This is a genomic window from Flavihumibacter sp. UBA7668, from assembly GCF_002483205.1.
In the GTDB taxonomy this organism is placed as follows: Bacteria; Bacteroidota; Bacteroidia; order Chitinophagales; family Chitinophagaceae; genus Flavihumibacter.
On sequence record NZ_DLHM01000001.1, the window covers coordinates 132,075 to 147,146 of the forward strand.

The following is a 15,072-nucleotide window of genomic DNA, read 5'->3' on the forward strand; positions in this document are numbered from 1 at the left end:
GGTCCTTTTTTAAATCTATGAAAATGAGGAAAATTAGTTTCGGTTATACCTTCATGATAGCAGCCCTGGTTTTATCCGGCTGCAGCAAAAAAGATTCACCTGATCCGGAACCTGAGCCGGGACCAGGCGGACCGGGGGGCCCGGTTATAACTCCGGTGGTACCGGTTCCTGATCCGGCATTAGCGAATACGATTGGGTTTTTTGATCAACAATGGAAAGCGCGAACATTTACTGCGCCTTCTTATGTGGATGTTACTCCGGTTCAGACTACTGCTACGGTTTCAGTTACTATTGACGCATCCAAAGTAATTACGAAAATTCCGCCGACAGTATGGGGACATAATGCCAATACCTGGATGACTAATATGGTGGGCGAACCCATTTTTATGCAGCATATGAAAGCGTTGAATCCGGGCTTTATCCGCTTTCCTGCGGGAAGCGGGAGTGATATTTACTTCTGGAATGCATCGAGAGATGGATTACCGGCAGATGTACCTGCACAGATTATGAATAGCAATGGGGTATTGATAGATGGCGGTTATTGGTTTGGTCGTATCAATGAAGGCTGGACAGCCTCACTCGATAATTATTATTCCGTGCTTCAGGAAACAAAGAGTATTGGTGTATTGACAGTAAATTATGGGTATGCGAGATACGGAACAAGTGTGGATCCGGTAGCTACTGCAGCACATTTGGCAGCGGACTGGGTTCGGTATGATAAGGGCAGAACTAAATATTGGGAAATCGGTAATGAAACCTATGGCGATTGGGAAGCGGGTTTTCGGATTGATCAGTCGAAAAATAAAGATGGACAACCTGAATATGTAACCGGTGAATTGTATGCCAAACATGTGCAGGTATTTGTGGATTCGATGCAAAAGGCGGCTTCTGAAACCGGTCATGAGATTTTTATTGGGGCTACTTTGTACGATGCACCAACGGAAGCATGGATGACCAATACAACGAAAACATGGAATGAAGGGGTGTTGAAGAATTTGAATGGTGCGGCAGATTTTTATATTGTCCATAATTATTTCACGCCGTACAATGAAAATTCAACAGCTGCGGTGGTTATGAATGCCGGACTAACGGTGCCGGCGAAAATGATGCAGTTTATTAAAAAAGAAATGCAGACTTATGGAGCGCCGGTTTTGCCGGTTGCGCTAACGGAGTGGAATATGTGGGCAAGAGATTCGAAGCAACAGGTTTCCAATGTGAGCGGATTGTTTGCGTTGGCGGTGATGGGGGAGAGTCTGGTGAATCAATATGGGATGGCATTACGTTGGGATCTCCTGAATGGCTGGGAGAATGGCAATGATCATGGTTTGTTCAGCGATGGCAATGAACCGGGAATTGCCAAGTGGACACCGCGTCCATCTTTTTATTATATGTATTATTTTTCGCGGTTGGTGGGTGATCGGCTGGTTCCGGTGAATATAACGGGAAGTACGCAGGTGAAAGGGTATGCATCCACTTATAGTTCAGGGGAAGCGAATCTAACCTTGATGAATTTATCGGATAAACCAGTTACGGTGGAAGTGGATGCTAAAAATTTCAATTTCGGGAAGCGTTGTTATTGGTATCAGTTGGAGGGCAGCAATGATAATGGGGAGTTTTCCCGAAAGGTTTTGATCAATGGCGAGGGTCCCTGGTTGGCTGCCGGCGGTCCGGTTAATTATACTGCTCTCAAAGCCCGCTCACACTCTGTCATGGGCAAGCTCAAGGTGAATGTGCCTGCGTTGGGAGCAGTGCTTATGGTAATCGAGGATTAGGTGTCAGACACCAGTTAGACAGGTATCAGACACATGTAAAAACACTATTAGAGAGGTGTCAGATAGGTGTTAGGACAGTGTTCTAACATGTATCTGACACCTCTCTAACAACGTTCTAACACCTGTCTGACGTATGTTCTAACACCTGTCTGACACCTATTCCAGATCCAAATCCCCTTTGAGGCGGATATCACGGGAGGAGGCACCGATCATGATGCGGAAGCGGCCAGGTTCCAACACTGATTCCAACTGCTGGTTCAGGAAAGCCAATTCCGAAGCTGGTAGTAAAAAACGAACCGTCCGGCTCTCCCCTTTCTGCAACGAAATCCGCTCAAAGCCCTTCAATTGCATTACCGGTCGAGCCAGCGAAGCCAGCTCATCGCGCACATACAATTGCACCACTTCATCACCCGCAAACGCACCAGTATTCGTCACCACACATTGAATCACAGCAGTATCACGCGCTCCAATCACAGGCTTAAGTAACCGAAGATTGCTGTATTTGAATTCCGTATAACTCAACCCAAATCCAAAGGGGAACAAAGGCTGTCCGCTCAGGTTATGATAATCATCCCCGCGGCCGGTTGGTTTATGATAATAAGACAAAGGCAACTGCGCCTCATGCACCGGAAACGTAATTGGTAATCGTCCACCCGGATTAATCCGTCCACTTAATAAATCAGCCACTGCCAATCCACCCTGCTCTCCCGGATACCAGAGTTGTACAATTGCGCCTGCCTGCTCCATCCACCCACTCATAGTGATCGCACTGCCGCCTACCAATAAAACAATCAGTGGCTTCCCCGTACCTGCAACAGCTTTTATCAATTCTTCCTGATGTCCCGGTAATCCCAAATAACCCCGATCCTGGAACTCGCCCTCATGGATACCCGCTACCACCACCGCAATATCGGCTTCCTGCGCAACCTTCACTGCAGCTGCAATTTTTGCCGACCAATTGGAAGCCGCACCATAATTCCATACCAACCTCAAATGCGCATTACCAACAGGCTCACGAAACTCCACCCTCAAAGCATAACGTTTCCCTTTTTCCATCTGAACCGGTGCAGTACGCAAGGAAAAACTCTGCTTACTCCACTGATCAACCACCAGTTTACCGTCTATATATAACCGAAAACCATCATTCCCTTCCAATCCTAGTTTAACCTCACCTGAAACCGGTGCAAGCAATTCGCCCGTCCACCGAACCGAATAAAAATCATTCCGCAAAACAGGATCCGGCGCATACAGGGTCCATTTAAATTGAACAGTTTTATCAATCCGGCTCAATTTCGGTTGTCCGGAAAGGTTCGTATTATCAAAATACTCTCCAAATAATCCAGCCACCGCCTGCCCCTGTTTCCGATGAACTAAATTCGCCTCGGGAACCGTAACAAAATCCTGTCCCATCCGGTCGTACCCTTCAGCATACAACAGTTTCAGTCCGGGAAATTTTTGGGCAAGGCCATCTTTGATACTGATCACCCCGTTACCCGGACCACTATACCCACCCAACCTGCCTTCCACCGCATCCGTACCAATCAATGCCAGTGAACCAGGCTGTTTGCGAATAGGAAGCACGCCATTATTCTTCAATAACACAAAACTTTTTGCAGCCGCTTCTTCCGCCAGTTTTTTATGCGCAGTCACATCAATTAATGCTGTAATTGCAGCCTCATCTACATAAGGCTGTTCAAACAATCCCAATTCAAATTTGATACGTAAAATCCGTCGCACCGCATCATCAATTCTTGCTGCAGGAATCCGGCCATCCAAAAACGGCGGATTAAACAAGGGATAATGCGCGTAATCCGTTTGAAAAATCACATCCAGTCCATTTGTTATCGCCTGTTGCGATGACTCCGGATAATCCTTTGCCGTATTATGCAAAACCAGGGAACCACCAACTGCACCCGCATCCGAAATCACAAACCCTTTAAAACCCCATTGTTTTTTCAGCAGTTCATTCAATAACCAGTTATTTGCCGTAGCCGGCTGGCCATTAATCGAATTATAGGAGGTCATAACGGATCGCGCGCCCGCTTTCTCAAACACCGCTTTGAAAGGGATCAATTCTGTCTCCAATAAATACTGTTGACTAAAATCGATGGGATAACTGTCACGCCCACCCGCACCTACATTAAATGCAAAATGTTTGGGCGAGGTCACCACTCCAAGACGCTCAAATGCCCCAATAAAACTTACTCCCATAGCAGCACTCAGAAATGGATCTTCGCCGTAGGTTTCCTCCGTACGTCCCCATCTTACATCGTGCGCCAGGTTCACAACAGGCGACAAAATCTGACGAATGCCGCGCAATTTTGTTTCCATCGCGATAGCATGTGTCACCTTAGACATCAAACTGGTATCCCAGGTAGCAGCCAGAGCAATCGCCTGCGGAAAAGCCGTTGCTCCGGATCGCACCAATCCATGTAATGCTTCATCAAATGCTATAATTGGAATTCCCAAGCGGGATTGTTCTATAAAATATCGTTGGATTCCATTGATTTTGCGAGCCAGACTAACCGCATCTTCCTTTGCATTGTATTGCAATAATTGTTGTGCAGCTTCTCCCCCCTTACTTTCTGCACTCACCTGAAACCCAAAGATGCCTGCTTTATACCGACCTTCCTCTCCTGGTTTAATTTCCCCCGGAATCATAAAACATTGCCAGAACTTCTCTTCCGGTGTCATTCTTTTCAATAGATCATCCACTCTTTGTTCAACAGGAAGGGAGGCATTTTTATAAGCAGGCTGTTGAGCCACACCGGCCACACAAAGTATCAGCCCAATCAAAAAGGAAACTAGTTTCATATCACACTATTTGCTGCCACGAAGTTGCGGCAAATCAGCAACATGCAACCGGATAAAGACTTCCTAAATTTTAACCCCAATTGTCAAATACACATTTCTGCCATCGGCAGGCCAGATCCCCGGACCCGGATAAAAGGCTGGCCGCTTGGTGAAATAAGAGCGATTCGTAAGATTATTAATACCCGCCCGAATGGAAAATACAGAAGATGCCCGAACAGATATATTTATATCCCAGGTGGAATAAGCCGGCGTGTAACCCCTCGCTCCATTCGCTGGTGGCTCCACTGTATTCAGCGCATCTGAATAAGTGCCGGATGTATAATTGTACAAAATCGTAGCATTGACACCCCGATACATCAACTCCAGTCCATTTCGGGAAATCCACTCGGGCACCGATTCAATGTTTTTTCCTTTAATGGACGTATTAACAATACCTGTTGCCAGCTCCCCTTTTGTATACACACCATTCATATACGAACTTGAACTAAATATGCCTGCATAAAAAAACGGCGCTATCTGAAATCTATATTGAACAAAAGCTTCCACACCATTCGTTCGGCTATTCCCAATATTCGTTTTGAAAGTATATGCCTGGCCCGAATTATCCTCTGCCACAATCGTACCCAACCGGTTTTCATAAACCATTCTAAACAGACTCAGGTCATAAGAAAAATTATTTCCCAATTTGCCACGAACCCCTGCCTCCGCATTATAACCGGTCGCATTTTTCAGGTTTTTATCAATTTGTTCATAGGTAGATGCCGGAACAATATCTTTAAAAATTACGGGACGATAGGCGCGATTAATGCCGGCATAAAACTGATTATCCTCATCCAGCGATAGCTGTGTCGTCAACCCAAACAAATGAAAATTATGTTTGATTGTTGTTGGTAATGGATGTTCGGTATAATAACTGATTTTTCCTGACAGATCCGATTGCCCGGTTTCCATCCGCCAACCCGGCGTGATTGTCCAGCCTGGCACCACCTCGATCGCATTCTCCAAAAACAGGGCCAGATTTTTTGTTTTGAAATGCATATCCCTGCCAAATCCGGGTTCAACAAGAGAAAGATCATACTCACTGCCGCTGGTTCCTTTTCCCAATTGCCGGCGATTCAAATCATTGATCATTACCACCGCTCCGCTTGCCAATACCTGTTTAACTGAGCCGGTTCTATACTGATGAAGAAAACGCAATTCGGTAGTCTTACTATTGAACCGATCAATATCCACCTGTCGGTTTTTATATTCACCGGTTAATTGATTGATGGTATCCGGAATGTTGGCAAAGGCATCAAACATCACACTGTTTCTGGTACCCAGCACCGCAGAACTAACCAATTGCAATGAACTTCGCTTATTGATTGTCCAATTCACCGTTATGGAAGGCACATAAATATCCGGACTAAAATAATTGCGATCACGGGTCGCCATTTGAGGATCTGCATGAAACATGCTGTCAGTTAATGGTCCGGGTATCTTATACAAATAGGTTGATCTACCCAACTCTGCTTTGATTCGGATGCGTTTGGATGGCGCATAATTCAACTGAACATATTGCGCTTCTGCATCAGATTCACTTTGCTTTCTGTACCCTTTATAATGCCGCCTGTAATAGTAAGCATAGTAGGAGAATTTTTTATAGGTTCCACTCACCGCATTATAACTGCTCAGCAAATCATAGGAGCCAACCATATTGATCGATTCAAAGGAAAGCAGTTTGGAGGAATCCGGAGTTTTGGTAAGATAGTTTACCATACCTCCAAACTGCGCACCATATTGCAGGGAGCCGGTTCCCCGAACCAATTCAATCTGTTCATAGGCCTCCATAGGCGGACTATAATGACTAGCCGGATAACCATACATATCAGAATTAATCAGTACGCCATTTTGCCGGATATTAAATTCCCAGCTTCTGTGAGGATCCAGTCCTCGGGTAGAAATATTGATCTGATTTCCACTACCATCCATATCATACACAAAAACACCAGGTACCTTGGCAAAAATCTGTCGCCCTGTTTTCAATGCCATATTGGTATTGGCTGAACCAAGATGAATGACTTCATTTTTCCGTCCTGAAAAAAGAAAACCATTGTGCGTTTCAGGCAAACGTGCGATATCCTTTTTCAACCAGGCTTTCAGGATAAATTCATCCAAAACTTTGGTCGAACTGTCTTCCTGCGCATACAGTGATAAGCCTGAAAACAGCAGAAAAAACGCACTGATAATAGTACTCTTCATGCATTAAAAGTACAAAATGCGATAAACTCACCTCTCCCCAAAACTAGGGATGCCACTGAATCTGCTCACCTTTTTTCAATTTTACTTTCCTTATTTTTCCCTGCAAGGAAACATTCCCGGAATAAAATGAACCAGCTCTGAGCCGTACCAACCGCAACTCTCCGCCAGACCATTCCAGATCCACCAACAAATTTCCTCTTGCCTTAATCCCTTTCACTGAACCCTCCGGCCAGGTAGCAGGCAATGCCGGCAACAAGAGCAGGGTATCGGTATGTGATTGCAGCAACATTTCAATCATGCCTGCGGTTAATCCGAAATTTCCATCAATCTGAAAAGGCGGATGATCATCAAACAAATTAGGAAGCGTAAGATAACGCTGCATATCCTGCAGGTTTTTCCAGGCGAGATCACCATCAAACAGGCGGGCATAAAAATTAATAATCCAGGATTTACTCCAGCCGGTGTAGGAGCCTGTTCCCCCCTGTGCATATTTCAAACGACGTTCAATGGTGCGTTTTGCTGCATCAAATAGTTCGGGCGTTTTCCGGTTAATCTGTGTTCCCGGATACAACCCAAAAAGCTGACTCATATGCCGGTGCCCAGGTTCCACTTCTTCATAATCATGGATCCATTCCTGAATAATTCCATAGCGTTTACTCACGCGGGTTGGGGGCAGTTCTTTTTCGATGGCTGCTAATGCCGAAATAAATTCCCGGTCTGTTTTCAACAACGCCCCTGCTTTTTTGCAGGCATCAAATAATTCGCGAATGATCTGCATATCCATGGTTGCGCCATAGGTGAGTCCATATACTTCGCCATTGGGTAATTTAAATGCGTTTTCAGGTGAAGTGGAGGGTGCTGTAACCCAATAGCCCTGTTTGTCTTTCACGAGAAAACCCTGAATAAATTCAGCGGCTTCTTTCATCACGGGCCATGCCTGCGACCGCAAATAAGCAGTATCTCTGGTGAATAAAAAATGCTCCCATAAATGCAGCGATAACCAGGAGCCTGCAATGGGATATGTACCCCAGCTGACTCCATCTGAAATGGCCGTTCTTCCAAATGGATTCGTTAAGTGATTGACTGTCCAGCCAGTAGATCCAAATGTTTTCGAAACAGTTACTCTTCCGGGTTTACGCAACAAATCCACAAAATCAGAAAAAGGCAAAAACGCCTCAGATAAATTCGCAGATTCCACCGGCCAGTAATTCATTTGCAAATTGATATTGGTATGCAGATCGGAGTTCCAGGGTGCATTCATATCCTTACACCAGATGCCCTGCAAGTTGGCAGGAAGCACACCCGGCGCGCGGGAAGATCCCATTAATAAATAGCGTCCATATTGAAACTGCAATACAGCCAAATCAATATCTTCTGCTCCTGCTTTAACCGCCTTAATTCGTTCATCCGTTGGCGTTAGGCGCTTTAACTTTGAACCAATTGCTAAATCCACCCGATTGAAAAAGCCCGCATGTTCCTTAACATGATCGGTCTTTACAGAAGCAAAATTTTTCTTCTTTATTTTCTCCAGTATTTCATCGCATTTTTTAACCGGATCAATGGAAGGATCCATATCCAATAAGGCCATATTATAGTCCGTAGCTGCAGTCAGGTAAACAATCAACTCACTCACTCCTTTTACATACAGGCTATTATTCACCGCCTGCACAGAACCTCCTGTATGCATGGTCGTTAGTTTGGCAGCAAATCGCATATGCAGGCCATCCGGACCAGCATCCTCATCCGGCAGATCAAGTACCTGCCCTTTCAGTAAGAGGCCGGAATTACCATCCGGTATCACCATGGCATCCTGCTCGCGATCTATCGACAAGCGGCAATGAATGGCATTGGGTTGATCCGACCAGATGCGAAGCACGATACTGTTATCCGGTGCAGAAACAAATACCTCCCGGTTGAATTGCACGCCATTAATTGAATAGGAAGTACTGGTAATACCGGTTTCAAGATCCAGCTTACGGATATAATTTTTAATATCCGGACTTGCGGCCCTGTCTGCAAAAAAATCAATCCGCAAATCACCCAGCGACTGATAGGAACGAATTCGCATGGGATTGCTGCGCAGGTGCTGTTCTGCCAGGGACATGGCTGTTTTGATGGAATCCTTCAATAAATTTTCCCGGATCAGTGGCAAAAAAGCAGCCGCATCAGCATTGGCTTCGGTTGGACTGCCGGCCCATAAACTTTCTTCATTTAGCTGGATCCTTTCGCGAACAGCATCACCAAAAACCATGGCACCTAATCGGCCATTACCAACTGGCAGTGCTTCATTCCAGTTGGCTGCGGGTTTTTTATACCATAGTTCCAGACGGCTTGAATCCTGCGCCTGAGCGCAAAAAGCAGAAAGACAAAATACCAGGCAAATAGCAGACAATCTCATAAACATTTTTTAAACTGGCGGGATAGCAGCCAACTAAAATAGGCAATCAAACCATTGTTCGATTGCCTATTTTGAATCAATGCCGGTTCTTATTTACCACCAATCGGAATGCGTACTCCTGCATGTACAAAAAGCGAACGGGATTTACCAATATCAACATCTTCTATATCCTTTTGCAAATTCGTAAGCGACCATTCATAGGAAGCTTCTACAAAAACGATGGTAAAATCAACCCCCAATCCCAGATAAGTTCCCCAACTGGCAGTATTGAAATCATCTTTATCCAGGTCCTTAATATCAGCAAGAAAAAACGCAGATACACCTCCAAATCCACGTAAGCCAACCACCGAAGATTGATTGCCCAATAAATTAAACCCAACAGTCAGGGGCACCCGAATTCCGCTGATATTAAAATCCTGATCTTCCAGTCCGGTAGTGTTTTCATTTACATATTCCGTTGTTTTCTTCACATAAAATATACCTGGTTCAAAATATACTTTTTTACCAATCGCAACCGTACCACCAATCTGGTAACCAATTCTGCCTTTGAATTCCCCGCTACTCGGGTCCTTGGAAAAATCGGTCGCATTTACCCCAATTGCAGGTTTAATCGCGATTTGGGCAGAACCAACCGCTGCCATACAGGTACTGGCCAAAGAAGCCAGGATGATTTTTTTAAGCATAGTTTTAGATTTAATGTTAATCATTGATTATAATACAAAAATAGGTTATAAGAATTTAAATATATTGGCGCAGGTTAAACGCTTCCACGAATTAAACTTTAATTATATCTAACTTTCTAAAAAGATTTACTATGCGACTACTTACTGCCATCCTCTTAGCCGGCTGCTTTATAAGTATGAACAGTTCCTGTAAAACGCCGGCTGCAAGTACGGTGACTCCAACCGGAGATAACAGTATGACATCAGTGGACTGGAATGGCGTTTATACCGGCACCCTGCCCTGCGCAGATTGTGAAGGCATAGAAACCACGCTTCAACTAATGCTGGACAAAACCTATACCCTTACCCGGATGTACGCGGGAAAATCCAACGAACTCAAAACGAGTTCCGGAACCTTTAGCTGGGATGCCAGTGGTTCCATCATCCAGTTATCGGGAGAGGATCCCGGCAAATACAAAGTGGGCGAAAACCAGCTTTTTCAGTTGGATCTGGAGGGCAATCGCATAAGCGGCAATCTCGCTGATAAGTATATCCTCCAAAAGGATCAAAGCGGATTAACAGAAAAATACTGGAAGCTAGTTGAACTGAATGGCCAGCCGGTAACCACCACCGAAAACATGCGGAAAGAACCGCATATGATTCTACGGGCTGCAGGCAAACGAATCAATGGAAATGGGGGATGCAACAGCTTCATGGGAAGCTATGAAATTCTGGAGGGCAATCGCATCCGGTTCAGTAAGATGGCCGGCACACTGATGGCCTGTCCGGATATGGACCTGGAATCCCGCTTTACCAAGGTGCTGGAAATGGCCGACAATTATAACCTGGACGGTGATAAACTCGTTCTAAATAAGGCAAGAATGGCTCCCCTGGCCCGTTTCGAAGCGGTCTATTTAAAGTAACTCAATTATTTTCCCGAATCACCAATGCATTGGCGATCCACTGGTAGGCAAATAATCCAATTAAATAGGCCGTGCTATAGCCATTAAACAATTCTTCGGTACGAAAGGTTTCCATAACGGCAAGGGCACCAACAATTGCCATGCCTGCGGGATACCATAAAAGCACCTGCTTGTTTTTGGAACTGGCATACATGGTACCCAATGGAACCGTTAAGGTGAACCCTAAAAATCCGAGTACCAGCCAGCCTGCGCTGCCTGCTATCAGATAGGTAATAAAACCAATTGCACTTACAGCCAGACTTAATCCGACCAGGTTGGCTGATTTAATTTCCTGTTTATCCAGCATGTATTTACCATAGGGATGCAGACGAAAGAGAAGGTTGCTCACGGGTGTTATAATCCAGGTAGAAAATGCTACGATGGTAAGTAAAATAATCAGCGGAATCAGAAAAGGCCGGAGGGCTTCATTGCTTTCTGCGAGTCCGCGTAAGAGGCGTACCCCCACATAAAAGCCAATGATCACCCCCCATTGGTAACGACCCGTCAGGTTGGTCATGAAAAAACTGTATTTCAAAAAGATCCGGTAGAGGGGATTGCCGGCTTTGATAGCCTGCACCATTCCCTGTTGTGCATATTCATTATTCGGATCGTTCTGCAAGGCGAGTTTAAAATGTTCCTGAGCTTTTTTGTGGTCACCTGCTTCCAATAGATTCCATCCATAATTCGAATGTGTGTAGGAGTTATTGGGATCTTCTTTTAAAGCGCCTTCGATGGTAAGAAATGCATCTTCTTTTCGATCGAGCTTTTGTAAGGCAGTGGTACGCATATTCAGTGCCAGCAGATTTTCCGCATCCAGATCCAATGCTTCGTCGGCTGCATCCAATGCTGCCTGAAAGTTTTTTTGCTGCAACAGAATAGCGGCTTTCATCGCATAAAAATCAGCGTCTTCCGGATCCAGTTGAATGGCTTCATCAATATAGGTGATGGCTTCTTTCAATTTATGTTCCTGATAATTCACTCTTGCTTTCAGGTAATGCAAGCGGGGATTATTGGGTTCAATTCCCATACTCTGATCAGCATAATGATGAGCAGCGGCATAATCGCCGGATTGCAATTTCACTTCACCTAAAAGCGAAAGTACCAGGGCATCTGTAGGGTCATTTCTAAACAGTCCCTGCAGAATTTCTTCTGCCTCTGCATATCGTTCCTGTTGTAATAAAACTTCCACGCGCTGAAGGGATATATCCAACATATTATTTTTTGATTTTCATGTAAGAAAGGATATCATCATAGAGTCCGCCTTCATTGGCGAATAAGGCAAAATTTTTGGCTTTGGAAAACCATTCCTGTGTGCTTGCCTTGTGTTTTTTGGCAGCCTGAAGTAAATCTTTTGTGCTAAGGGGCTCCGGAATTCCGCTGGTAAAGGCGGCATCCAGTTTTTCTTCAATGGCCAGATCAATCACTGCTTCAATATCGGCTCCGGAATAATGTTCCAGTTTCTTAGCGATGGCTTCATAATCGATGGAAGCCACCGGCTTATTGGCGAGCTTTAAACGAAGGATGGAAGCGCGGGCGGATTCATCAGGAGGCGGAATAAAGATGATCCGATCAAAGCGGCCCGGGCGACGAAAAGCCGTATCCAGGTGCCAGGGTGTATTGGTTGCTCCGATTATCAGAATGCCTTCATTGTTGTAATCCACTCCATCCAGTTCCAGTAAAAACTGGTTGATGAGGTGACGGCCGGCGGATTGTTTCATATCAGAGCGACTGGCACCCAGGGCATCTATCTCATCAATGAACAAGACACAGGGCGTATTCTGTCGGGCAATTTCAAAAATCTGGTGCAGATTTTTTTCACTGTTCCCGATCCACATATCGAGGATATCATTTAGCCCCACACTGATAAACTGGGCATTTACCTGTCCGGCTGTTGCCCGGGCAATAAAGGTTTTACCACAGCCAGGCGGACCGTATAACAAAATCCCCCCTCCTATTTTTTTGCCGTATGCTTTATAGAGATCCGGATGCAGGAGAGGTTTGATAATTTTCAGTTCGATTTCTTTTTTTACGGCATCCATTCCGCCTACATCCTGGAAGGTAACCAGGGGACGCTGAATGGAATGTCCGGCAAAATCGGCCTCGTCATCCGCAAGTATAGTTCCCGCCACCCGCAGGGCTTTATCCAGTTCCTCATCCTGAAAATGGGGCTGGATTTCCAACACCTGTTCATACACTTCAATGGCATCGGCAATTCTTTTCTCTCTTAGCAGGGCCCTGCTGTGCAGCAGTAAAAGATCGAGGTCGCTGGAATTATCCAGCAATTGTTCGAGAATAACATTACACTTGGAATAAGCGCCCTGTGCAAAAAACACCCGGGCCAGTCCAATTTTGGGTTTATCGTCGTTGGTAAGCCGCAATAATTCGGTGTATTCCTTTTCTGCTTCTTCGAGCCGGTTAGCCTGGTGTAAAACCTGGGCCAGGTGCAGTTTAAGGGGCACATTATCGGGCGAAATTTCCAAAGCCTGACGCAGGCTTGTTATCATTTGATCATCCATACGGGTTCGTATTCAACGCACCAAGATAAGTCCGAAACCCGAGAATCACAATCAACCCGCATTTTTGATTTTGAGTACGATATGTTTGGCAGGCAGTTGATCGGGGCGGAATTTGCTCAGATCAAATACGATGTTTTTGCCGGATTTTTTCATGGGTACCGCGCTGCCGTTGGCAACACAGCTGGCGCTGGCGCCGGAGGCAATGGTTTTATCGCGAAGGGTGAATTGTTTCACATAGGCGGGCAGGATGATATAGAGATCCTTTCCTTTTTGGGTGAAGAAGGCTTCCACATAGGCCTGGTCTTTTCTGGGTTCCGTCATTTTGGCGATGCTGTAACCGGCCATATAGGAGGCTCCTTTTTTCTCGGGCATTTTTCCCTGGGTCCATTGGTAGGGCGATTTCAGTGCCGTGGTACCGTAGATGGCTTCACCGTTTTGTTTTAACCAGGCCCCCATATCGAGCAATCGTTGTTGTTGGATTACGGGGATTCTTCCATCCGCTGTTGGACCCACGTTCAGCAGTAGGTTCCCTCCTCTTGAAACGATATCGATCAGCATGAGGATCAGTTCATCGCTGGATTTATAATCGTTCAGGTTTTCGTTGCGATTGTATCCATAGGAATGTCCGATGCCCTGGTTTTCTTCCCAAACCACGCTGGCATCCATGCCACTGCCGTATTCGGACGTGGTATAGGTGGCGCCGGTATTTTTTTCGCGGTTGTGCTTACCCCAGCGATCGTTGATAACGACCTCTTTGGCAACGGGCGATTCATTGAATAACCAGGCCATTAATTCCGGGCTTTTCCAGGCGGTGTCGGTGATATCCCATTCGCCGTCAGAAAAGATTACCGAGGGCTTGTATTTGGTAACCAGGTCTTTGAATTGGGGGAACATATGTTCGTCTACGTATTTCTTTTTGTCGTGCAGCCAGATGGGGTTGTACCATTCGTAGAGGGAATAATAGTAGCCCATTTTGAGGCCTTTATTTCGAACGGCGTTGGTAAGATCACCGAGCAGATCACGTTGGGGGGTACCCGAAACGGCGTTCCAGGGGCGGCCCCAGGCTTTATCGGCTTCTGCGCTTGGCCAGAGGGTATAACCTTCGTGGTGTTTGGAGGTGAGGACAACATAGCGGGCGCCGGCATTTTTGAAGAGATCGGCCCATTGATCGGGGTTGAACATTTCTGCTTTAAACAGGGGTTCAAACTGCTGGTAGGCGAAGGAGGAGCCAAAATTCTTTACATGAAAATCGTAGAAATTGGGTTGTTTGTTATGGATGCGATACCAGTACCACTCTGCGTAGCTGTCGCCGCTGTTAGGAACGATTGGAGCGTAGGCCGGCACGGCGAAAACGCCCCAGTGGATGAAGATGCCAAATTTTTCCTGGTTGAACCAGGCGGGGATACCGCGTTTGTTGAGGGATTCCCAATTGGCTTCATATTGTTGTGCCTGGGAGCAAAGGGAGCAAAGCAGGGCGAAGGCAAAAAGCAGGAGACGGGGCATGTTGAATCGTTTGGTTGAAACTAACACAAAAGGGTGGAAAGCAGGTAATGGAAAAAGGAGAAAACTGGTAAATAATTAACCAGGGGGCGGCAGATGCTGTTTTGTTTCTATACTGTTTATTAAGTGTTTGTTCGCTGTTTGTTCGCTGTTTGTTCGTATTTTCTTAAGTGTTTCTTCGCTCTTGGTTCGCTCAGTGTTCGCTCT

General features: G+C 45.7%; 9 protein-coding genes. 2 read left to right on the forward strand and 7 right to left on the reverse strand.

The genetic code is table 11. The annotated features are described in order from the left end of the window. The first annotated feature begins 23 nt into the window (after positions 1-23). The gene (locus tag B2746_RS00595; RefSeq protein WP_290789740.1) at positions 24-1,772 is read left to right on the forward strand and encodes an alpha-L-arabinofuranosidase; all 1,749 of its coding nucleotides are present in this window, start codon (positions 24-26) and stop codon (positions 1,770-1,772) included. Positions 1,773-1,928: 156 nt separating this feature from the next. Here the strand turns inward: B2746_RS00595 and B2746_RS00600 are convergent, their stop codons facing one another. The 4 genes from B2746_RS00600 to B2746_RS00615 form a co-directional block, all read right to left on the reverse strand. Next, complete coding sequence (locus B2746_RS00600) at positions 1,929-4,586, reverse strand: glycoside hydrolase family 3 N-terminal domain-containing protein (protein WP_290789743.1); 2,658 nt, start codon at positions 4,584-4,586, stop codon at positions 1,929-1,931. Between the two features lie 63 nt (positions 4,587-4,649). After that, positions 4,650-6,827 carry a TonB-dependent receptor family protein gene (locus B2746_RS00605; protein ID WP_290789746.1) on the reverse strand — a complete coding sequence of 726 codons (2,178 nt, stop codon included), beginning with the start codon at positions 6,825-6,827 and terminating at the stop codon, positions 4,650-4,652. 43 nt (positions 6,828-6,870) lie between these two features. Next, the gene (locus B2746_RS00610; protein ID WP_290789749.1) at positions 6,871-9,225 is read right to left on the reverse strand and encodes a glycoside hydrolase family 95 protein; all 2,355 of its coding nucleotides are present in this window, start codon (positions 9,223-9,225) and stop codon (positions 6,871-6,873) included. Between the two features lie 89 nt (positions 9,226-9,314). Continuing rightward, positions 9,315-9,908 (reverse strand): porin family protein, encoded by a 594-nt coding sequence (locus B2746_RS00615; protein ID WP_290789752.1) that lies wholly within the window; start codon positions 9,906-9,908, stop codon positions 9,315-9,317. 131 nt (positions 9,909-10,039) lie between these two features. Here B2746_RS00615 and B2746_RS00620 point away from each other — a divergent pair, with 131 nt between their 5' ends. Next, positions 10,040-10,810 (forward strand): copper resistance protein NlpE N-terminal domain-containing protein, encoded by a 771-nt coding sequence (locus B2746_RS00620; RefSeq protein ID WP_290789755.1) that lies wholly within the window; start codon positions 10,040-10,042, stop codon positions 10,808-10,810. A gap of 1 nt (position 10,811) precedes the next feature. On the opposite strand, the gene B2746_RS00625 is transcribed toward B2746_RS00620, so the two are convergent. The 3 genes from B2746_RS00625 to B2746_RS00635 are packed head-to-tail and all read right to left on the reverse strand — an operon-like array spanning position 10,812 to position 14,868. After that, positions 10,812-12,062 (reverse strand): tetratricopeptide repeat protein, encoded by a 1,251-nt coding sequence (locus B2746_RS00625; RefSeq protein ID WP_290789758.1) that lies wholly within the window; start codon positions 12,060-12,062, stop codon positions 10,812-10,814. Position 12,063: 1 nt separating this feature from the next. Continuing rightward, a complete protein-coding gene (locus B2746_RS00630; protein ID WP_290789761.1) occupies positions 12,064-13,365 on the reverse strand; it encodes an AAA family ATPase in 1,302 nt (433 codons plus the stop codon). Positions 13,366-13,416: 51 nt separating this feature from the next. Then, a complete protein-coding gene (locus B2746_RS00635; RefSeq protein ID WP_290789764.1) occupies positions 13,417-14,868 on the reverse strand; it encodes an alpha-L-fucosidase in 1,452 nt (483 codons plus the stop codon). Positions 14,869-15,072 lie beyond the last annotated feature (204 nt).

Bases quoted from the DNA above. Each gene is read 5' to 3' on its own strand.
- B2746_RS00595 (WP_290789740.1), top strand. From the start codon at position 24: ATGAGGAAAATTAGTTTCGGTTATACCTTCATGATAGCAGCCCTGGTT.
- B2746_RS00600 (WP_290789743.1), bottom strand. From the start codon at position 4,586: ATGAAACTAGTTTCCTTTTTGATTGGGCTGATACTTTGTGTGGCCGGT.
- B2746_RS00605 (WP_290789746.1), bottom strand. From the start codon at position 6,827: ATGAAGAGTACTATTATCAGTGCGTTTTTTCTGCTGTTTTCAGGCTTA.
- B2746_RS00610 (WP_290789749.1), bottom strand. From the start codon at position 9,225: ATGAGATTGTCTGCTATTTGCCTGGTATTTTGTCTTTCTGCTTTTTGC.
- B2746_RS00615 (WP_290789752.1), bottom strand. From the start codon at position 9,908: ATGCTTAAAAAAATCATCCTGGCTTCTTTGGCCAGTACCTGTATGGCA.
- B2746_RS00620 (WP_290789755.1), top strand. From the start codon at position 10,040: ATGCGACTACTTACTGCCATCCTCTTAGCCGGCTGCTTTATAAGTATG.
- B2746_RS00625 (WP_290789758.1), bottom strand. From the start codon at position 12,062: ATGTTGGATATATCCCTTCAGCGCGTGGAAGTTTTATTACAACAGGAA.
- B2746_RS00630 (WP_290789761.1), bottom strand. From the start codon at position 13,365: ATGGATGATCAAATGATAACAAGCCTGCGTCAGGCTTTGGAAATTTCG.
- B2746_RS00635 (WP_290789764.1), bottom strand. From the start codon at position 14,868: ATGCCCCGTCTCCTGCTTTTTGCCTTCGCCCTGCTTTGCTCCCTTTGC.